This window comes from Nocardioides massiliensis (assembly GCF_030811215.1).
Lineage (GTDB): Bacteria > Actinomycetota > Actinomycetes > Propionibacteriales > Nocardioidaceae > Nocardioides_A > Nocardioides_A massiliensis.
Window position 1 is genome coordinate 1,281,970 of the sequence record NZ_JAUSQM010000001.1, and the last position, 19,538, is coordinate 1,301,507.

The window sequence follows — 19,538 nt, forward strand, 5'->3', positions numbered from 1 at the left end:
TGTGCCTGGGGTCAGAGCCGGACCCGCGCCACCTTGCCGGCCTTGGTCAGGTCGACCACGACCCGGGAGGTCTTGCCGTTGGGTCGCTTGGCGCAGTAGGTGAACCCGCTGGCCGACCGGCTGCCCGGCATCCCGACGCTGCGCAGGACCGTGGTCGTGGCCATGCCGCGCTTCAGGGTGCGGAACTTCCGCAGGGGTGTCCGGTTGGCGGTGTCGCGGCAGCCGTTGTTGCGGATGCCGACGGCGCGCTCCCACATCTGCAGGTAGGCCTCGGCGCCGCGCTCCATGTCGCGCACGATCTTCGGTCCGGCGAGCTTGCGCAGGTCCTCGATCCAGTCGGGGTAGAGCCCGTAATGCGCGACCCCGTCGACGTTGATGTCGTAGACCCGCTTGCCGGAGCGCTGCTTGTCGACGGTGATCCCGCCGAGCCCCTTGAACGGGTAGGTGACCTTGTTCTTCGCGTTCGCGCCGCGCGGGTTGCCCTGCGCGCCGAGCCCGTTGATGTCGGCGCCGTACCCGAGACCGAACAGGTAGCGCTTGTCAGCCCAGGTGACGTGGCGCTTCCACTTCTTCACGAAGCCCGTGCTGTCACCGGCGTACGGCGCGATGAATCCGCCCGCCTTGGCGATCCGCGGGTAGGCGTCGGGCGTGGACCACGAGTGGCTCGAGAGCACGCCGGAGTAGTCGAGCTTCTCGATCAGGTCCATCGACGCCTTGCGGGCCACCACGCTCATGTGGTCGGGGTCGAAGAGCATCTTGCGCTTCACCAGGCCGCGGATCGTGTGCTCACCGAGCGCCGTGAGACCGCGCTTGTTGCAGTGCGGGGCCGAGGGATAGACCGGCAGTGGCTGCGTGGGCAGGTTGAGCATCGCGATCGCGCCGAAGAGCGCATCCTGCTGGCCGGCGCGCGGCGGTGCCAGGCTCTGGGTCTTGTCGGAGACCTCGGGGTCCTTGGAGGTGCACTTCTCCATCTGCCAGAAGGTGCCGGTCTCGAGGAAGTTCGCCGTCCCGACCAGGAGGCCGGTCGCGCCCTCGTCGCCGGCGACGCCGGACAGCGCGTTGTCGAACTTGTTGACCAGCTCCATCTGACGCACGCCCATCTTGTGCATCGCGTCGAGCTGGCGGTCGATCTCGGCCTTGTTGCACTGCGGGATGTCCAGCTTCATCGTGCAACCGAACGGGATCGAGGTCTCGATGCCCATGACCACCGCGAGCTTGCCGGCGTTGATGACCTTGCGGGCCTGGACCGGGTTCGTCACGATCCGGTACCAGCCGCGGCCCGGACCACCGGACTGGGCGTCGATGTAGCGCTGGAACTGCTTCATCCGCTTCGCCTGCAGCCGGATGGAGTCCATGTCGTCGCAGGAGTTCTTCTTCAACGGGTAGAGCTGGCACAGCTGATTGTTCTCGACCAGCAGGTTGACGAACAGGCGCAGCCCGCCGCGCCAGGAGCGCTCCATCCACTTGTAGTAGGTGCCCTCGTGGGTCAGCGAGTCCGGAGCCGGCCAGTCCTTGAACGTCGGCCACCCGACCGGGTCGTGGGTCGGCTTGCCCGAGAGCACCGCCTCGAGCACGGCGCCGTACCCGCCCGTGATCGTGTGGTCGATGCAGTCGACCAGCGCGTAGGCCACGCCGTACGGATGCCACGGCTTGCCGCAGTGGGCGCGCCCGCCGAGGAACTCGTAGGCCATCCCGTGGGTGTGGGCGTCGACGTAGCCGACGACCTGCTGGTGGGGGGTCTCCCCCGCGTGGGGTGCGCCCTTGATGTTGACCTGGGCCTCGGGGTACGTCGCGCAGCCGGTGGTGGTCCGCAGCCGGAAGGTCGTCGGCTGCTTCCCGAAGGCGAGCGTCCCGTCGTTGCCCACCGCCAGCCCGCCGCCGGCGAGGGCGAAGCGGAAGCCCTTGCCCTGCTTGGTGACGGTGTAGTCGCCGCGCTTGCTGGGCTTGGCGGCCCAGACGATCCGGTTGGAGGTGCCCAGGCCCAGCAGGGGCCCGCCGGCGCGGGTGACGAAGTCACGCTTGCCGCCGTAGAGCAGGTAGGTGCCGAGGTCGGTCGCGCGGAAGTGGATCGGGGCGGCGCGCTTGATGCCCGGCGCGGTCGCCGCGAGGCCGCCGCCGGTGCGGGTGACCCAGCGGCCCGACGGCGCCTGGAGGGCGTAGCAGCCGTTCGCCATCGCGTAGCGGTCGGCCGGGACGCGGGTGCGGGCGCGCTCGAACGCGGCCGTGGTGAGGTACGGCGTCCCCTCCGCCCGCTGGGCCTCGACGACGTCGCGGGCAGCGGCTGCCTGGATCGGCGTGGTGGGGTCGCGGGTCTCGGGGGTCTCCTCGGGAGCACTGCGCGAGAGCGCGTTCTTGGTCGTGGGGTCGGAGTGGTCGTGCCCGTGCCCGTCGTCACCGTCGACCAGCGGGTCGACGCCTGCGTGCACGTGGCCGTCGTCGGCGACCTTCCCGCCCGTGACCCCGCGGGCCCGGCGGGTGGCGCGCTCGGCCAGGTCGGCCGCGTTGCGGGCGAAGTCGTCGGCCTCGGCGGCACGGTCGTCCTCGATGTCGAGCGCCGCGGGGACCTCGGCGTCGTCACTGCCCGACGGCAGGTTGATCCCGACCACCACGAGGGTGATGGCGACACCGACGGCGCCGAGGAGTCGCAGCAGCGACGACAATCTCGCGCGCGGGTCGTGCAGGGTCGGCTCGTCGGTCGACTCGGGCATGGCACTCCTCGCTGGCCTGGCGCTGTCCCGGGACCAACGACGTGTCCCTGCTCAGGTCACGGCAGAGTCGTCGGTCCGGCGGGGTGTGCCGGGCGGATCAGCGCGCGGCGCCACTGCCATCCGGCGTACCAACAGCCGATGGCGACCGCGAGGGCCGCGACGGCGGCGACCAGGACGAGCACCCCGATCGGTCCGCTGCCGGTCGCGGCCAGACCTGCCACGACGAGCACGATCAGCGCGATCCAGCGCAGGGAGGAGGACACGAGGTCGAGGTCGCCGCGGCGGGCCGGGGTCAGGTCCCCCGGGACGGCCGGGTGGCGGAACCCGATCGCCTCCGCGCCGTGGTTCGCCGGCGGCAGCGCACTGGGGTCGGTCACCGCGATCCCGGCCGCGGTGCAGGCGGCGACGAAGGTCGACGCGGTCGCCTCGTCAGGCAGGACGTCGGCGGAGACGAGCGCGGCCCTACGCAACAGTCAGCGGTCGCTCATCGGTGATGGGGACGAGCGGAGACGCCAGCAGAGGGAGCACCGCGGCGATGGCGAAGGTCGCGGCGTACCCGACGTGGGTGATCGCCAGGCCGGCGACCGGGGGTACGGCGGCTGCGGCGAGGTACTGCGCAGTGTTCTGCGCCCCCAGCGCCCGCCCGGACCAGAACGGTCCGGCTCGCTCGGCGACGGCGGTGAAAGCCAGTCCGTTGTCCGCGACGGTGAGACCGGTGGCGGCGACGAGCAGGAGGACGGCCAGCCCGGAGTCGAGTGCATCGGTCAGCGCGAGCAGCGCCATGACCACACCTGCCATGACGGCGACGGCGCGTAGCGGACGCATGCGGTTGCCCACGCGGTCCGACGCCCAGCCCGGAGTCGAGTGCATCGGTCAGCGCGAGCAGCGCCATGACCACACCTGCCATGACGGCGACGGCGCGTAGCGGACGCATGCGGTTGCCCACGCGGTCCGACGCCCAGCCCGCCACCACCCGGGCGAGGACCCCGGTCAGCTGGGCCGTCCCGACGAGGACACCGGCCGCCCCGGGATGCCAGCCGCGCTCGTCGACCAACCACACCACGGCGAAGGTCCAGACCAGGAACTGCGGGACCACCAGGAGCACCGAGACGACGTGGATGCGCGCGAGGTAGCCCAGCCGCGGCTCGGCCCGGTAGGGGTTGGCGCCGGTGACGACGGTCCGCTCGGGTCGTGGCGGGTCGACGACGGTGAGCGCGACACCGGCGATGCTGATCGCCGCGGCCGCGGTCGGCACCCACAGCGCTGCGGCGATGCTGTGCTCGAGGGCGAGGACGGCCATCGTGACAGCTGCGATGCCCACGCCCGCCGGCTGGGACATGTGTCGGATCCCCATGGCCAACCCGCGCTGACGGGGTGGGAACCAGCCGACGACCACGCGCCCCGACGCGCTGGCCGTGCTGGCGGCCGCTGCGCCGGCGAGCAGGAGGGCCAGCCCGAGGGCCACGGGTTCGGTGGTCTGCGTGGCGATCAGCCCGGCGCCCGCGGTCGCGGTCAGCCCGGCGAGCAGCACGAACCGTTCCCCGAGCCGGTCGACGACGGCTCCCCAAGCGACCAGCGCCACCATGACACCGGCGATCGGCGCGGCGGCGACGAGACCGGCCTGGACCAGGGACAGCCCGTGGTCACGGTGCAGAGCGGGGATGAGGAACGCCGGCCCGTGGATCATCACCGCCGACCCGGCCTGGGCGGCGGTCGAGACCCCGAGCATCGTCCACCGACGCGCCGCGCTGAGCGCAGCGAGCGAGGTGGGCGCGGCGGTCCGGACGGTCACCTCATCAGTGAACGCCCGGACACCGCCGCGGCTGGCCCGATCTCGCCGTACGGCCTGTGAGATCACCCACCGCGACCGGAGTATGCGGAGGTCAGGGCTGAGTGGTCAGCGCGGTCCCCTCGGCGTCGGAGCTCTCGCCGGTGGCACGGCCGACGGTCTTCTGGATCATCTCCTGGAGGTCGAGGCCGGTGGAGGTCTTGAGCATCTGGAGGGTCTGCACGACGTTGTCGGTGACCTGCTTGGGCATCGCGCCGGCACCGTCGGTGGAGATGACGGTGAGCTGGTCGATCGCGCTGATCGGAGCTGCGACCTCGCGGGCGATCTGCGGCAGCACCTCGATGAGCATCTGCAGGACGGCGGCGTCGTTGTAGCGCGCGAACGCCTCGGCCCGCTTGTCCATCGCCTCGGCCTCGGCCTGGCCGACGGCCAGTGTCGAGGCCGCCTGGGCCTCACCCTCGGCGCGGAGCGCGTCGGCCTCCGCCGTACGCCGGGCCTTCTCGGCCTCACCGCGGCGCGCACCCTCGATCGCCTCGGCCTCGGCGAGCGCGGAGCGGCGGGACTTCTCGGCCTCACCGCTGAGCCGGGCCTCCTCGGCAGCCGCCTCGGCGGCAGCGATGGTGGCGGCCTTCCGCGCGTCGGCCGCGGCGATCTCGGCGCTGCGGCGCGCCTCGGCCTCCTGCTCGACGCGGTAGCGCTCAGCGTCGGCGGGCTTGCGGACCTGGGTCTCGAGGTCGCGCTCGGTGAGCGACGCCCGGCGTACGGCGACCTTCTCCTGCTCGGCGAGGATCGCCTGGTCGCGGTCGGCCTGGGCGAGGGGGCCGGCAGCCGCGGCGTTGGCGCTCGCGGCGTCGGTCTCGGCCTTGATCTCGGCCTGCTTGAGTTCCAGCGCGCGCTGGGAGACCGCGATCTGCTCCTCGGCCACGATCCGCGCCTGCTCGGCGGCCTGCCGCGCGGCCGCCTCGGCGACCGCCGCCTCCTGCTCGATGCGGGCAGCCTCGGGCCGGCCGAGGTCGGCGAGGTAGCTGCCGTCGTCGGTGACGTCCTGGATCTGGAAGGTGTCGAGGATGAGACCCTGACCGGTCAGCGAGGTCTCGGACTCGTCGGCGACGCGCTGCGCGAACGCGGCGCGGTCGCGGATGATCTGCTCCACGGTGAGGCCGCCGACGATCGAGCGCAGCGCACCGGCCAGCACCTCCTGGGTGAAGGGCTCGACGTCCTGCTGCTGCGACAGGAAGCGCTGCGCCGCGAGCCGGATCTGGTCGGCGTTGCCGCCGACCTTCACGATCGCGACGCCGTCGAGGTTGAGCTTGATGCCCTGCCCCGAGACCGCGCCGCGGATCTGCACCGAGATGCGGCGGCTGGAGAGGTCCATCGTCGCGAGCTTCTGCACGAACGGGATGACGAAGGTGCCGCCACCCAGGACGACCTTCTGCCCCGACAGGTCGGTGCTCAGCTCACCCGTCTCGGGGTTGACGACCGCCTTGCCCTTGCGGCCGGTGACGATGAACGCCTGGTTGGGCCCCGCCACCTTGTAGCGGCTGGTGACCAGCAGCAGGAGCAGGACGAGGACGGCGACGAGGCCGATCACGGGGTAGAGCACGGTGGTGCCTTTCGGGCTGGGCGGTCTGGAGGGTCAGGACTGTGGGGGCAGTGCCGGTGGCTCGCCGGAGGACTCCAGCGGCGGCCACACGGGTGCGACGGTGACCGCGGTCGGCGAGAGCACGCCGGTCACGTGGACCTCGGTGCCGGGCTCGAGCGCGGCCTCGGCGCGGGCGTTGCGGCGCACGCTGTGCCCGCCGATGACGACGCGGACGGTGCCGAGCCCGTCGGCGGGGATGGCGGTGACGACCCGGCCGCTGTGGCCGAGGAGGTCGCTCGACTCGATGGTGGCGTCGCTGCCGCCGTCGCGGATCAGTCGAGTCAGCCACGCGGCGAACCAGCCGAACACCGCGCCGACGCCGATGCCGACGCCGACCGCGCCGATCATCGGGAGCCCCGCGCCGAGCGCCGCGGCGCCACCGAACCCGAAGGCCGCGGTGAAGCCGCCGATGACGGCGGTGGAGAAGATCCCCCCGAGGAAGCCGTCGAGGACCTCGAAGACGCCGTCGAGCACGTCGCCGATGAAGAGGGAGACAGCGATCAGCAGGAGTCCGAGCACGCCGATGACGAAGAACGTCGTCACCTGGACCCCCGTCCGTCGCCGGAGGCGGTGAGCCCGCCGCCGTCTCGCGCCTCACCCTAGGTCACGGTTCGGGTGGAGTGCTGGCGCCTTCGACGAAAAGGCGGTGGGGTGGGTGCATGACGGTCGCCATCGATGTCAGCCCGCTCGCCCCGGCCGACGTGGTCGCGGTCGCGCGCGACGGAGCCAGGGTCGAGCTGACCGCGATGGCGACCGCGGCCATCGAACGGGCCCGCAGCGTGGTCGACGCCCTCGCGGCCGGACCGAGACCGACGTACGGCGTCTCGACGGGGTTCGGCGCGCTGGCCACCCGGCACATCCCCGCCGAGCAGCGCGACCAGCTGCAGCGCTCGCTGATCCGCTCCCACGCCGCGGGCAGCGGGCCGGCGGTGGAGCGCGAGGTCGTGCGGGCGCTGATGCTGCTGCGGCTCTCGACGCTGGCGACGGGTCGCACCGGCGTACGCCGCGAGACCGCGCAACTGCTCGCCGACCTGCTCAACGCCGGCATTAGCCCTGTCGTCCCCGAGTACGGCTCGCTCGGGTGCTCGGGCGACCTCGCGCCGCTGTCGGCGTGTGCGCTGGCCCTGATGGGGGAGGGCGAGGTCGACGACGCGGACGGGGTACGCCGACCCGCGGCCGAGGCGCTCACCGCTGCCGGGCTCGCTCCCGTGCAGCTGGCCGCGAAGGAGGGGCTGGCGCTCGTCAACGGCACCGACGGGATGCTGGGGATGCTGCTGCTGGCGCTGCACGACCTGCGCAATTTGTTGAAGACCGCCGACGTGACCGCGGCGATGTCGGTCGAGGCGCAGCTGGGGACGGACCGGGTGTTCGCCGCGGAGCTGCACGCGCTGCGGCCGCAGGTGGGTCAACAGGCGTCGGCCGCCAACCTCGCGCGCTTGCTCGCCGACTCCGGCATCGTCGCGAGCCACCGCGGACCGGACTGCAACCGGGTGCAGGACGCCTACTCGCTGCGGTGCTCCCCGCAGGTGCACGGCGCGGTGCGCGACACCGTCGACCACGCCGCGGCGGTCGCCGGACGCGAGCTCGCCTCGGCGATCGACAACCCCGTGGTGATCGACGACCGGGTGGAGTCCAACGGCAACTTCCACGGGGCGCCGGTGGCCTACGTGCTCGACTTCCTCGCGATCGTCGCCGCCGACCTGGCCTCGATCAGCGAGCGCCGTACGGACCGCTTCCTCGACCGGGCCCGCAGCCACGGGCTGCCGCCGTTCCTCGCCCACGATCCCGGCGTCGACAGCGGGCACATGATCGCGCAGTACACCCAGGCCGGGATCGTCTCCGAGCTCAAGCGGCTGGCGGTGCCGGCCAGTGTCGACTCGATCCCCAGCAGCGCGATGCAGGAGGACCACGTGTCGATGGGCTGGGGCGCGGCGCGCAAGCTGCGCCGATCCGTCGACGGCCTGACCCGGGTGCTGGCGATCGAGTACCTCACCGCCGCGCGGGCTCTCGATCTCCGGGCCCCGCTGGACCCAGCGCCGGGCACCGCGGCCGCCGTCCGGCTGCTGCGGGAGGCGGGCGTGGAAGGACCCGGCCCGGATCGCCACCTGGCACCGGAGATCGAGGTCGCCGTACGGCTGGTGGGGTCGGGGGCGTTGGTGGAGACCGTCGAGACGGAGATCGGAGAGCTGCGATGACCGAAGCACGACCTGTGCGGGCACCACGCGGCACGGAGCTGACGGCCCGGTCGTGGCAGACCGAGGCGCCGCTGCGGATGCTGATGAACAACCTCGACCCCGACAATGCCGAGCGCCCCGACGACCTGGTGGTCTATGGCGGCACCGGCAAGGCCGCGCGGTCGTGGGCGGCGTACGACGCGATCGTGGCCGAGCTGACCACGCTGGCCGACGACGAGACCCTGCTCGTGCAGTCGGGCAAGCCGGTCGGGGTGATGCGCACGCACACCTGGGCGCCGCGGGTGCTCATCGCCAACTCCAACCTGGTCGGGGACTGGGCGAACTGGGAGGAGTTCCGCCGGCTCGAGGAGCTGGGGCTGACGATGTATGGCCAGATGACCGCCGGGTCGTGGATCTACATCGGCACGCAGGGGATCCTGCAGGGGACGTATGAGACGTTCGCGGCGGTGGCGGAGCGGTTGGCCGGGCGGGGTCTCGATACACCCGCCTCGTCCCTCGGCGGGCACTCGACCAACGTTTCGCTTGCGGGCACGATCACCGTCACCGCGGGCCTCGGTGGGATGGGTGGTGCGCAGCCGCTCGCGGTGACGATGAACGAGGGCGTCGCGATCTGCGTCGAGGTCGATCAGAGCCGCATCGCGCGCCGCCTCGAGCACCGATACCTCGACTGCCAGGCCGACGACCTCGACCACGCACTCGCGCTCGCGGTCGAGGCGCGCGACGCGCTCAGGCCGCTGTCGATCGGGCTGCTCGGCAATGCCGCGGAGGTGCTGCCGGAGCTCGTACGCCGCGGCGCCCCCATCGACGTCGTCACCGACCAGACCTCCGCGCACGACCCGCTGGCCTACCTGCCCGCGGGCATCGCGTTCGAGGACTGGGAGGCCGAGCGCACCCGCGACCCGGAGGGGTTCACCGCTCGCGCGCGGGAGTCGATGGCCACGCACGTGCGCGCGATGGTGGAGCTGCAGGACGCGGGTGCGGAGGTCTTCGACTACGGCAACTCGATCCGCGACGAGGCGCGCAAGGGCGGCTACGACCGGGCGTTCGCCTTCCCCGGGTTCGTGCCGGCCTACATCCGTCCGCAGTTCTGCGAGGGTCGCGGGCCGTTCCGGTGGGCGGCACTGTCGGGCGACCCGGCCGACATCGCGGCCACCGACCGGGCGATCCTGGAGCTGTTCCCGCGCGAGGAGAGCGCGGCGTACGAGCGGTTGCACCGCTGGATCACCATGGCGCGCGAGCGGGTGCACTTCCAGGGGCTGCCCGCCCGGATCTGCTGGCTGGGGTACGGCGAGCGCCACCGCGCGGGGCTGCGGTTCAACGAGATGGTGGCCTCCGGCGAGCTGAAGGCGCCGATCGTCATCGGTCGCGACCACCTGGACTGCGGGTCGGTGGCCTCGCCGTACCGCGAGACCGAGGCGATGCTCGACGGCTCCGACGCGATCGCCGACTGGGCGCTGCTCAACGCGTTGGTCAACACCGCATCCGGCGCGACCTGGGTGTCGATCCACCACGGGGGCGGGGTGGGGATGGGCCGCTCGATCCACGCCGGGCAGGTGATCGTCGCCGACGGCACGGCGCTGGCCGCCGAGAAGATCGAGCGGGTGCTGACCAACGACCCCGGGATGGGCGTCATCCGGCACGTCGACGCCGGTTACGACCGCGCCGCCGAGGTCGCTGCCGAGCGCGGGGTGCGGGTGCCGATGGCAGGGTGGGCGCATGGGAACTGAACCCGCACGCTCGCGCGTCACGCTGTCCTCGATCAGCTCGCGGGCGTGGGAGCACCCCGCGGACCGGGGCGCGTTGGTGGCGTTGCGCCGGCTCAAGGGCTTCGACACGGTCGTCAAGGCGATGAGCGGTCTGGTCAACGAGCGCGCCGTACGCCTGGTCGTGCTGGGGTCCGCCGTGCGGGTCGACGAGCGGCAGTTCGCGACGCTGCACCGACTGCTGGGGGACGTGGGCCGCGTGCTCGACGTGGCGGAGCTGCCGGAGCTCTACGTCACCGCCGACCCGACGCTCAACGCGGTCACCATCGGCATGAACAAGCCGATCATCGTGCTCAACTCCGCGCTGGTGGATCTGCTCGACGAGGAGGAGCTGCGGTTCGTCGTCGCCCACGAGCTCGGCCACGCCCTCAGCGGACACGCCGTCTATCGCACCATCCTCATGCGGCTGCTCCAGCTGACGACCTCGATGGCGTCGATCCCGTTCGGCGGACTCGGACTGCGCGCGATCGTGGCCGCGCTCAACGAATGGGCCCGCAAGGCGGAGCTGTCGGCCGACCGTGCCGGTCTGCTCGCGACCCAGGACCCGGCGACCGCCTTCCGCGTCCACATGCAGCTCGCCAGCGGGGGACACCTCGAGGATCTCGACACCACCTCGTTCTTCGCCCAGGGTCAGGAGTACGCCGACTCCGGTGACCTGCGCGACTCCGTGCTCAAGCTGCTCCTCGTCGAGAACCGGACCCACCCGTTCGCCGTCGTGCGCGCGTCCGAGCTGCGCCGCTGGGTCGACGGCGGGGACTACACCCGCATCCTCGAGGGCGAGTACCCCCGCCGCGAGGACGACGCGACAGCCTCGGTCAGCGACGAGGCGAAGGCCGCCGCCGCCAGCTACTCCGAGGCCTTCGCCTCCAGCCAGGACCTGCTCGGCAAGGTGCTGCACGAGACCGCCGGTGTCGTCGGCAGCGTCAAGGGGTGGTTCGACGAGACCGTACGGCGGCGCCGGGACGAGGAGTGATGTCCCACCCCCCCTGCGTCCCACTCGAGGATCGCAGTCATCAGGTGACTGGGATCCTCGAGTGGGGCGCATGCGGCCTGACGCTCAGTCGGCGGTGCGCTCGAGGAACGCGGTGAGCGGGCCGGAGAGCTCGGCGGCACGCTCGCCCCAGTCGTAGACCGAGGTGGTGCCGGCGAGCAGGTCGTGGAGCGCGAGGTGCTCGCGGTGGATGGCGGCGAGCAGGAAGCCCAGCCCGCCGACCCAGCTGAGCGGGAAGGCGAGGGTGCGCCAGAACGCGCGGGATGCGGTGAGGGTGCGACCGTCGCGGGTGACGACCCGGACGCCGACGACGGCCTTGCCGACGGTGCGCCCGGCGATGGTGTGGCAGGAGACGGAGTAGACCCACGCCCAGGTCGCGATCGCCAGGAGCGCGACCGGCGAGCCCACGCTGGTGGAGAGGTCGATGCCGAGGAACACGCGCGCGAGGAACTCGACTCCCGCTGCGCCGAGGGTGAAGGCGCCCACGACGATCGCGGCGTCGAGCGCGAGCGCCACGGCTCGGGTGACGGGGCCGGCGTAATGGCCCGAGACCGACCGGCGTCCCGACCGGGTCTCGTCGCGGCGCGCGTCGGCCACGAGCCGCGCTGGTCCGGCGGGCTCCTCCGAGAAGTCCCGGCGCAGCAGGGAGTCGGTGACCTTGTCGATGAGGACGTCGAGGGCGACCAGCTGGCGGCGCAGCAGGTCGAGGCCACGCTGGCCGAGTGCACCGGTGCTCTCCGCGACGATGTCGGGGATGCCGGATCGCCGGACGATCGCCTCCAGGTCGACATGCGCGAGCAGGCGGTCCACGTCGACGCGGTCGAGGAGGGCGTTGGGGTCGACCCGCTCGAGGAGCCGATCGACGTCGACGCGGTCGAGGAGGGCGTTGGGGTCGACCCGGTCGAGCAGGCGGTTGACGTCGACGCGGTCGAGGAAGGCGTCGACGTCGATCTCGTCGAGCACGACGTCGGGGTCGATGGCGGACACGACCCGACTGCTCACCTCACCGGTGACGCGCTGCCACAGCGGGCGGTCCTCACTCATGGACAGAACCTACCCACGCGAACCTCTTGAGCCTCGATGTGGTGCGTGTCACAGTGACGCTCCGATCCCCGTCCGAGGAGTGCCGCATGACCGCCGTCGCGACCCCCGCCCCGCCGCGTCCCGACTACATCGACGACCGGATCGCCTGGTGGGCCGAGCACAACCCCACCGGCGAGGCCGTCACCTACGGTCCGCGGACGTGGACCTGGGCGGAGTGGAACGACCGCGTACGCCGTGCAGCGGCGGGACTGCACGACCTCGGCGTGGGGCGCGGCGACGTCGTGGCGTTCCTGGACAAGAACCATCCCGCCTGCGTGGAGATCACCCTGGCGGCCGGGGCGATCGGGGCGGCGCACGCGATCGTCAACTGGCGCTCGGCGCCCGACGAGGTGGAGTACGCCGTCAACGACTGCGGCGCCAAGGTGATCTTCGTCGGCACCGAGCTGGTGGGGTCGGTCGACGCCGTCCGCGACCGGCTGAGCAGCGTCGAGCACGTCGTCGAGGTGACTCCGGACGGCGCCGAGGGCGATGCGTACGAGGCGTGGCTCGCGCGCTCCCAGCCCTACAGCGGCCGTCCGGAGCACACCTGTCCCGACGACGTGTGTCTGGTGATGTACAGCTCCGGCACGACCGGTCGGCCCAAGGGCGTGATGCTCACCCACACGAACCTGGTCGAGCACACCCTGGCCGCGCACGACGGCTGGGAGTTCGATCCCGGCGACAAGAACCTCGTGGCGATGCCGCTGTTCCACGTCGGCGGGACGTCGTACGTCATGTTCGGCATCCACGACGGCGTGCCCAGCGTGATGGTGCGCGAGCCCGACGGGATGAGCCTGGCGGGCGCGATCCTGGCGGGTGCCAACCGCACGTTCCTCGTGCCGGCCGTCCTCGCCCAGGTGCTGCAGTCCGGCGAGGACGCGATCGCGCTGTTCGGCAACCTCAAGACGTTCTGCTACGGCGCCGCACCGATGCCGACCAACCTGCTGCGTACGGCGATCGAGGCCTGGCCCCACACCGAGTTCATCCACGTCTACGGCCTCACCGAGGTCTGCGGCGTCGCCACGCACCTCATGGACGACCAGCACCGCGACCCCGGCCACCCGGAGCGGCTGGTCTCGGCCGGTCAGCCGATCCCGGGGGTCGAGGTGCGCATCGTCGACCCGGGCTCGCTCGAGGACGTGCCGGTCGGTGAGTCGGGCGAGATCTGGCTGCGCACGCGGCAGCTGATGAAAGGGTTCCTCGGCAAGCCGGAGGAGACCGCGAGGGTGATCACCGCGGACGGGTGGTTCCGCACCGGCGACATCGGCAAGGTCGACGACGAGGGCTACGTCTATGTCCACGATCGGCTCAAGGACATGATCATCACCGGTGGGGAGAACGTCTACAGCCCCGAGGTCGAGCGTGTGCTGTCGGAGCACCCGGCGGTGCTCGAGTGCGCGGTCGTCGGCCGGCCCGACGACCGGTGGGGCGAGTCCGTCCACGCGGTGGTGGCGCTGAAGCCGGACGCGGCCGTCACCGAGGACGACCTGATCGCGCACTGCCAGGCGTCGCTGGCGAAGTTCAAGTGCCCGCGCTCGGTGCAGTTCGTCGAGGCGCTGCCGCGCAACCCGACGGGCAAGATCCTCAAGCGGGAGCTTCGGGAGGCCTGAACCAGCGGCGGCGGTGCGGCCGCTCGGCCCGGCGGGCACGCTCCGCGGAGAGCTGGGCGCGCTGGGCCGCGCGCCGCTCCTCCCGGCGCGCCCGCCAGGCGGCGACCTCGGCGTCGACGTCGCGGGTCCGGGTGATGACCGGCGGACCCCCCTGAAGCTGGCGGCGGGCCTCGATCACCCGCCGGTTGAAGTCCTCGACCAGGCGGCGTACCTCGGACTCGGCGCTCTCCCGGTCCAGCAGTCCGTCGAGCTCGGCGTCCTCGCGCCGTAGGCCGATCGCGGGCGGGGCGATGCCGGTGAGCTGCTCGCGGGCGACGAGCCGTTTGGCCCACCAGTCGGGGTCGGGGTCGCCACCGAGGCCCTCGATCGGCTTCCCGGCTCCCGGGAGGTTGTCGAAGTCTCCGCGCGCCATCGCCTGCTGGATCTGCAGGTCGACCCAGCGGTGCTGCTCGCGCATCCGCGCGGCCACCGCCTCCTGCGGGTCCGGCTCGCGGTCCGAGGCCGGCTCGTCGGTCACCCCTTCGAGGCTAGCGCGGGTCAGGCGGGGATGCGCTCGTCCAGGATCTCGGCCAGCACCTCGCGGAAGCGCGGCATCGACAGCTCGAGGTCGCGCACGGCCTCGGAGGTGAGGTGCAGGAGCTCGAGCGGGGTGACGGCGACGATGGTGGCGCTGCGCAGCGTGCGGCGCAGGATCGCGGCCTCGCCGACGATCTCACCGGCGCCCAGTCGGGCGATCTCCTTGCCCTTGACGCGGACCGACACCTCGCCGGAGAGCACGACGTACGCCTTGTCGGCGGGGGTGCGCTCCCAGATGGGTGACCAGCCGGCCGGCAGCGTCACGCGCGTGCCGGCGGCCTCGATGCGGGCGGCCTCGTCGGGGGTGAAGCGGTCGAAGAAGGAGACAGTCATGGAGGGTCCTCCTCGTTGAGGGACACAGCGCGCGTCTCGGAGCGCGCTCACACCCTCCACTGTGTCCGCAAAACCCCCATGAACACAGGGGTTTCGGGGTGATTCCACCCACAGCGCAACAGCCTCAGCGACCACCCCAGCGGCCGCGGTGCACCACGTCGGTACGCCGCGCGCGCCGCTGGGGCGACCCGGCAGACCCGCCCGCGGCGGGGTGCCCGACCGCGATGACGCCGAGCGGCTCGTGGTCGTCGGGCACGCCGAAGGCCTCCCGGAAGAGCGTCTGGCGCGTCGCCGGGATCCCGAAGAAGCACGCGCCCAGGCCCTCGTCGACGGCGGTCAGCAGAGCCAGCAACGCCGCCATGCCGGTGTCGACATACCAGTACGGCACCGGCCACCGGGCGAGATCGCGGTCGGTCCAGCCCTTGTCGGGCTCGGCGTACCGGTCCAGGTAGGCGTCGCGGCTGCACAGCGGCACGATCAGCACCGGGGCGCGCCGCATCCCCCGCAACCAGGCGTTGTCGGCGTCCGGGTCGGGGCTGGTGGCCTGCCAGAAGCGCGCGACGTCGTCGGCGGTGTCCAGCCGCAGGAAGGCCCAGCCCTGGGTGAAGCCGGCGTTGGGTGCGCGGACGGCATGGTCGAGCATTCGGTCCACCGCCGCCGGGTCGACGGCGGCGTCGGAGAAGCTGCGGACCATCCGTCGGCGGCGCACGACCTCGGCGAACTCCATGCCGGCATTGTCGCGCGGCGCGTTGACTCCGCCGCGGCGGGAGGCTGGACTCGAGGCATGTCAGCCCACCCGACCTTCGAGCAGATGTGGGCCGAGCTCGCGCCCATCGGGCGCTCGGCGACGACCGGGGGCTACTTCCGCCAGCCCTACACGGCCGCGGAGCTCGAGTGCCGGGCGTGGTTCACCGAGCAGGCCGTACGCCGCGGGCTGCGCACGGAGGTCGACGGCAACGGGACGCTGCTGGCGTGGTGGCAGCCGGAGGGCGCCGCCGGTCCGGCCGTGTTGACCGGGTCCCACCTCGACTCGGTCGTCGACGGCGGAGCGTACGACGGCCCGCTCGGCGTCGTGAGCGCCTTCGCCGCGCTCGACCGGCTCGTCGCCGACGGCCTGGCACCTGCGCGGCCGCTGGTGGTCGCGGCGTTCCCCGAGGAGGAGGGCTCGCGCTTCGGCGTGGCCTGCCTCGGATCGCGTCTGGCGACCGGCGTGCTGTCCGGTGACGACGCGGCGAGGCTGCAGGACGCGGACGGGACGTCGCTGCTCGACGCGATGGCGAGTGCGGGCGTGGCGCCCGACCTCGGCCCAGCCGCGTGGTTGAGCGAGATCGGTGTCTACGTCGAGCTTCACATCGAGCAGGGCCGCGACCTCGTGCACCGGGATGCAGCAGTCGGCCTGGGCAGTGGGATCTGGCCGCACGGCCGCTATCGGTTCGACTTCACGGGTGAGGCCAACCATGCCGGCACGACCCACATGGAGGACCGGCGCGACCCGATGCTCACCTACGCCATGACGGCGCTCGCGGCGAACAAACAGGCGCGGTTGAGCGGGAATCGCGCCACCTTCGGGCGGGTCGCCGTGGAGCCGAACGGGACGAACGCGGTGCCGTCACGGGTCAGCGCCTGGTTGGATGCCCGCGCCGAGGACGAGACTGCGCTGAGCACCCTGGTCACTGGGCTCAGCCGCCAGGCCACCGAGCGCGCCGAGCGCGACCGGACGGGGCTGCAGATCACCGCGGAGTCGGTGTCGGGCGCTGTCGCGTTCGACGAAGGCCTGACATCCCGGCTCGCCACACACGAGGGTCGCGAACCCTGGCCGGTCATTCCGACCGCTGCGGGCCATGACGCCGGGATCCTCTCAACGGCCGGCATTCCGACCGCGATGCTCTTCGTCCGCAACCCGACCGGCATCTCCCACTCGCCTGCCGAGCACGCGTCGACACAGGACTGCCTGGCGGGCGTCGACGCCCTGATCGAGGTGCTGGAGCGGCTGCTGACGGCACCTGCAGACGGATCGCCGTGACAGCCTGGCTGCTCGAGCACGCCTGGCTCGGCGACGACCCCGAGTCCGTCGTACCCCTCGTGCGCGTGGAGGTCGAGGACGGCCGCTTCACCCGCGTCGAGCCCGGCGGGTCGGGGGACGGAGCGGTCCACCTGCCCGGCCTGACCCTCCCGGGCCTGGCCAACACCCACTCCCACGTCTTCCACCGGGCGCTGCGCGGTCGCACCGCCCATGGGAGCGGCACCTTCTGGACCTGGCGCGAGCAGATGTACGACGTCGCGCAGCGGCTCACCCCCGACAGCCTCTTCGCGCTCGCCCGGGCGACCTACCGCGAGATGGTGGCCACCGGCGTGACCGCGGTGGGGGAGTTCCACTACGTGCACCACCGGCCGGACGGGTCGGCGTACGAGAAGGACGGGGTGCCCAGCCACGCGATGGAGCAGGCGGTCGTCGCTGCGGCGGCCGAGGCCGGCATCACGCTGACGCTGCTCGACACCTGCTATCTGGCCGGCGGCGTCGGGCAGCCGCTCGCGCCCGAGCAGGCGCGGTTCGGCGACGGTGATGCCGACGGGTGGCGCCGCCGGGTCGATGCGCTCGCCGAGACCCTGCCGGCCGACGTCGTGCTCGGGGCCGCGATCCACTCCGTGCGGGCTGTCCCGCGCGAGGCCGTGGCGCTCGTCGCGCAGTGGGCCGCGGAGCACCGGGCGCCCCTCCACGTGCACCTGTCCGAGCAGCAGGCGGAGAACGACGACGCCCTTGCCGCCTGGGGCCGCACGCCGACGCAGGTCCTTGCGGACGCGGGGGCGCTCGGGCCGCGCACGACCGTGGTGCACGCGACCCACCTGAGCGACGACGACATCGCGACGATCGGCGCCGCCGCCTGCACGCTGTCGCTGTGTCCGACGACGGAGCGGGACCTCGCTGACGGCATCGGTCCGGCGCGCGCCCTGGTCGACGCCGGCGTCCTGCTGACCCTGGGCTCGGACTCGCACGCGGTGATCGACCTGTGGGAGGAGGCGCGCGCGGCGGAGATGCACGAGCGACTGCGCACCGGCCGCCGCGGGCACTGGACTCCGGGCGCACTTCTGGGCGCGCTCACCGGCGCGGGGCACGCGTCCCTCGGTCGCGACGCCGGCCGGATCGCCGTCGGGCTGCCCGCCGACCTCGTCACCCTCGACCTGCGCACCCCGCGCACCGCTGGGTCCGGCCCGAGCGCCGCCACCGCCGTGCACGCCGCGACCGCCGCCGACGTGGCGTTCGTGATGACCGCAGGTGAGGTGCGCGTGCCGCTCACCGACGCAGGCCGACACGGCGCGCTGGTGGGCGCCGAGCTGGGCGAGGCGATCGCCGCCGTGGTGGCACCGTGAGCAGCCTGCTGGTCACCGGCATCGGGGAGCTGGTCACCAACGACCCCGGGCTCGGCGACGGCAGTCCCCTCGGCCTGCTGACCGACGCCGCGATGGTCGTCGAGGCGGGCCGGGTCGCGTGGGTCGGAGCCGCGGCGCAGGCGCCGGCGGCCGACACGGTCCACGACGCCGCGGGACGCGCCGTCATCCCGGGGTTCGTCGACTCCCACAGCCACCTGGTCTTCGCCGGCGACCGGGCGGCAGAGTTCGAGGCGCGGATGGCGGGGCGGCCCTATGAGGCCGGCGGCATCCGCACGACCGTGGCCGCGACGCGGTCCGCCACCGACGAGCAGCTGAGCGCCAACGTCGGTCGGCTGGTCGCGGAGCTGCGCCGCCAGGGCACGACCACCGTCGAGATCAAGAGCGGCTACGGGCTCACTGTGGCCGATGAGGCCCGGTCGCTGGCGGTGGCCCGGCAGTTCAGCCGCGAGACCACCTTCCTCGGCGCGCACGTCGTGCCCCCGGAGCACGCCGAGGACCCGACGGCGTACGTCGCCCTCGTGACCGGCCCGATGCTGGAGGCCTGCGCTCCCCACGCGCGGTGGATCGACGCGTTCTGCGAGCGCGGCGCGTTCGACGCCGACCAGGCGCGCGCCGTGCTCACTGCCGGGATGGCGGTCGGGCTCGAGCCCCGGCTGCACGCCAACCAGCTCGGCCCCGGCCCGGGCGTGCAGCTGGCCTGCGAGCTCGGCGCAGCGGCCGTCGACCACTGCACCTTCCTCAGCCCGGCCGACGTCGACGCGCTGGCGAGCAGCGACACCGTCGCCACGCTCCTGCCCGGCGTGGAGTTCTCGACCCGCCAGCCCTATCCCGACGCGCGCGCACTCATCGACGCCGGCGTCACGGTCGCGCTGGCCAGTGACTGCAACCCGGGGTCGTCGTACACCTCGTCGATGCCGTTCTGCATCGCCCTGGCGGTGCGGGAGATGGGGATGACGGTCGCGGAGGCGCTGTGGTCCGCGACCGCGGGCGGCGCCCGCGCCCTCAAGCGCACGGACGTGGGGCGTCTCGCGCCCGGCGCACGCGCACATCTCGCGGTGCTGGCGGCCCCGTCGTACCTCCACCTCGCCTACCGTCCCGGGGTCCCGCTCGTGGGCGAGGTGCTGGCCGACTGAGGCGTGGTTTCGGCCGTGGTGGTCCGGGTACTCGTCGGGCCAGCCGACGAGCCGCGCCGGCACGAGGAGAGGAGAGCCCATGACTCCCGAGAACCCGCTGTCCGACGACGACATGACCACCACCCCGGTGGGCGGTGACCCCAACGCCAGCTCCGGTAGCGACGGCGACAGCACCGACACGACCGACGGCGACGCCACGGACGGTGCGGGCGGCGACGGCGACGCGACCGACACCACCGACGGTGACGCGACCGACAGCAGCGACGGCGACGCGACCGACACCACCGACGGCGACGCGACCGACAGCTGACGCTGACACGGCGAG

17 protein-coding genes are annotated in these 19,538 nt (G+C 72.7%); 8 read left to right on the plus strand and 9 right to left on the minus strand.

Annotation, left to right across the window (positions count from 1 at the left end):
- Positions 1-11: 11 nt before the first annotated feature.
- From J2S59_RS06475 to J2S59_RS06500, 5 genes are all read right to left on the minus strand, one after another.
- Positions 12-2,708, minus strand: a complete 2,697-nt coding sequence (locus J2S59_RS06475) for an amidohydrolase family protein (RefSeq protein ID WP_306824933.1) — start codon at positions 2,706-2,708, stop codon at positions 12-14.
- A 56-nt stretch (positions 2,709-2,764) separates the two neighbouring features.
- Positions 2,765-3,178: a hypothetical protein gene (locus J2S59_RS06480; protein WP_306824934.1), complete on the minus strand. Its 414-nt coding sequence runs from the start codon at positions 3,176-3,178 to the stop codon at positions 2,765-2,767.
- A gap of 14 nt (positions 3,179-3,192) precedes the next feature.
- Positions 3,193-4,500 (minus strand): MFS transporter, encoded by a 1,308-nt coding sequence (locus J2S59_RS20325; protein WP_370871476.1) that lies wholly within the window; start codon positions 4,498-4,500, stop codon positions 3,193-3,195.
- Positions 4,501-4,591: 91 nt separating this feature from the next.
- Positions 4,592-6,100, minus strand: coding sequence for a flotillin family protein (locus J2S59_RS06495; protein WP_068125181.1), 1,509 nt, complete (start codon positions 6,098-6,100; stop codon positions 4,592-4,594).
- 33 nt (positions 6,101-6,133) lie between these two features.
- Complete coding sequence (locus J2S59_RS06500) at positions 6,134-6,682, minus strand: NfeD family protein (protein ID WP_068125182.1); 549 nt, start codon at positions 6,680-6,682, stop codon at positions 6,134-6,136.
- Positions 6,683-6,798: 116 nt separating this feature from the next.
- On the opposite strand from J2S59_RS06500, the gene hutH reads away from it, so the two are divergent.
- Genes hutH through J2S59_RS06515 form a run of 3 tightly spaced genes read left to right on the plus strand, consistent with a single transcriptional unit; the run spans position 6,799 to position 11,070 of the window.
- Positions 6,799-8,334, plus strand: a complete 1,536-nt coding sequence (gene hutH, locus J2S59_RS06505) for a histidine ammonia-lyase (protein WP_068125184.1) — start codon at positions 6,799-6,801, stop codon at positions 8,332-8,334.
- Complete coding sequence (hutU, locus tag J2S59_RS06510; RefSeq protein ID WP_068125186.1) at positions 8,331-10,061, plus strand: urocanate hydratase; 1,731 nt, start codon at positions 8,331-8,333, stop codon at positions 10,059-10,061. Before hutH ends, hutU begins: the two co-directional genes overlap by 4 nt.
- Positions 10,051-11,070, plus strand: a complete 1,020-nt coding sequence (locus J2S59_RS06515; protein WP_068125188.1) for a M48 family metallopeptidase — start codon at positions 10,051-10,053, stop codon at positions 11,068-11,070. Before hutU ends, J2S59_RS06515 begins: the two co-directional genes overlap by 11 nt.
- Positions 11,071-11,154: 84 nt before the next feature.
- On the opposite strand, the gene J2S59_RS06520 is transcribed toward J2S59_RS06515, so the two are convergent.
- A complete protein-coding gene (locus J2S59_RS06520) occupies positions 11,155-12,132 on the minus strand; it encodes an RDD family protein (RefSeq protein ID WP_306824935.1) in 978 nt (325 codons plus the stop codon).
- A gap of 86 nt (positions 12,133-12,218) precedes the next feature.
- Here J2S59_RS06520 and J2S59_RS06525 point away from each other — a divergent pair, with 86 nt between their 5' ends.
- On the plus strand, positions 12,219-13,781 hold the full coding sequence (locus tag J2S59_RS06525) for a long-chain-fatty-acid--CoA ligase (protein ID WP_306824936.1): 1,563 nt from the start codon (positions 12,219-12,221) through the stop codon (positions 13,779-13,781).
- Here J2S59_RS06525 and J2S59_RS06530 read toward each other — a convergent pair.
- From J2S59_RS06530 to J2S59_RS06540, 3 genes are all read right to left on the minus strand, one after another.
- Entirely contained in the window at positions 13,756-14,298 is a 543-nt protein-coding gene (locus J2S59_RS06530; protein ID WP_246360040.1) for a DnaJ family domain-containing protein, read from the minus strand. The two genes, J2S59_RS06525 and J2S59_RS06530, sit on opposite strands and share 26 nt — an antisense overlap.
- A gap of 20 nt (positions 14,299-14,318) precedes the next feature.
- The gene (locus tag J2S59_RS06535) at positions 14,319-14,690 is read right to left on the minus strand and encodes a Crp/Fnr family transcriptional regulator (RefSeq protein WP_068116350.1); all 372 of its coding nucleotides are present in this window, start codon (positions 14,688-14,690) and stop codon (positions 14,319-14,321) included.
- A 124-nt stretch (positions 14,691-14,814) separates the two neighbouring features.
- Entirely contained in the window at positions 14,815-15,417 is a 603-nt protein-coding gene (locus J2S59_RS06540) for a nitroreductase family protein (protein ID WP_068116352.1), read from the minus strand.
- 57 nt (positions 15,418-15,474) lie between these two features.
- Between J2S59_RS06540 and J2S59_RS06545 the strand changes: the two genes are divergently transcribed.
- The 4 genes from J2S59_RS06545 to J2S59_RS06560 all read left to right on the plus strand — a co-directional run bounded on the left by J2S59_RS06545 (position 15,475) and on the right by J2S59_RS06560 (position 19,523).
- On the plus strand, positions 15,475-16,713 hold the full coding sequence (locus tag J2S59_RS06545; RefSeq protein ID WP_068116354.1) for an allantoate amidohydrolase: 1,239 nt from the start codon (positions 15,475-15,477) through the stop codon (positions 16,711-16,713).
- Positions 16,710-18,059 carry a formimidoylglutamate deiminase gene (locus tag J2S59_RS06550; RefSeq protein WP_220138259.1) on the plus strand — a complete coding sequence of 450 codons (1,350 nt, stop codon included), beginning with the start codon at positions 16,710-16,712 and terminating at the stop codon, positions 18,057-18,059. Before J2S59_RS06545 ends, J2S59_RS06550 begins: the two co-directional genes overlap by 4 nt.
- The gene (hutI, locus tag J2S59_RS06555) at positions 18,056-19,213 is read left to right on the plus strand and encodes an imidazolonepropionase (RefSeq protein WP_068116358.1); all 1,158 of its coding nucleotides are present in this window, start codon (positions 18,056-18,058) and stop codon (positions 19,211-19,213) included. The genes J2S59_RS06550 and hutI overlap by 4 nt, the downstream gene beginning before the upstream one ends.
- Positions 19,214-19,292: 79 nt before the next feature.
- A complete protein-coding gene (locus J2S59_RS06560; RefSeq protein WP_068116359.1) occupies positions 19,293-19,523 on the plus strand; it encodes a hypothetical protein in 231 nt (76 codons plus the stop codon).
- Positions 19,524-19,538 lie beyond the last annotated feature (15 nt).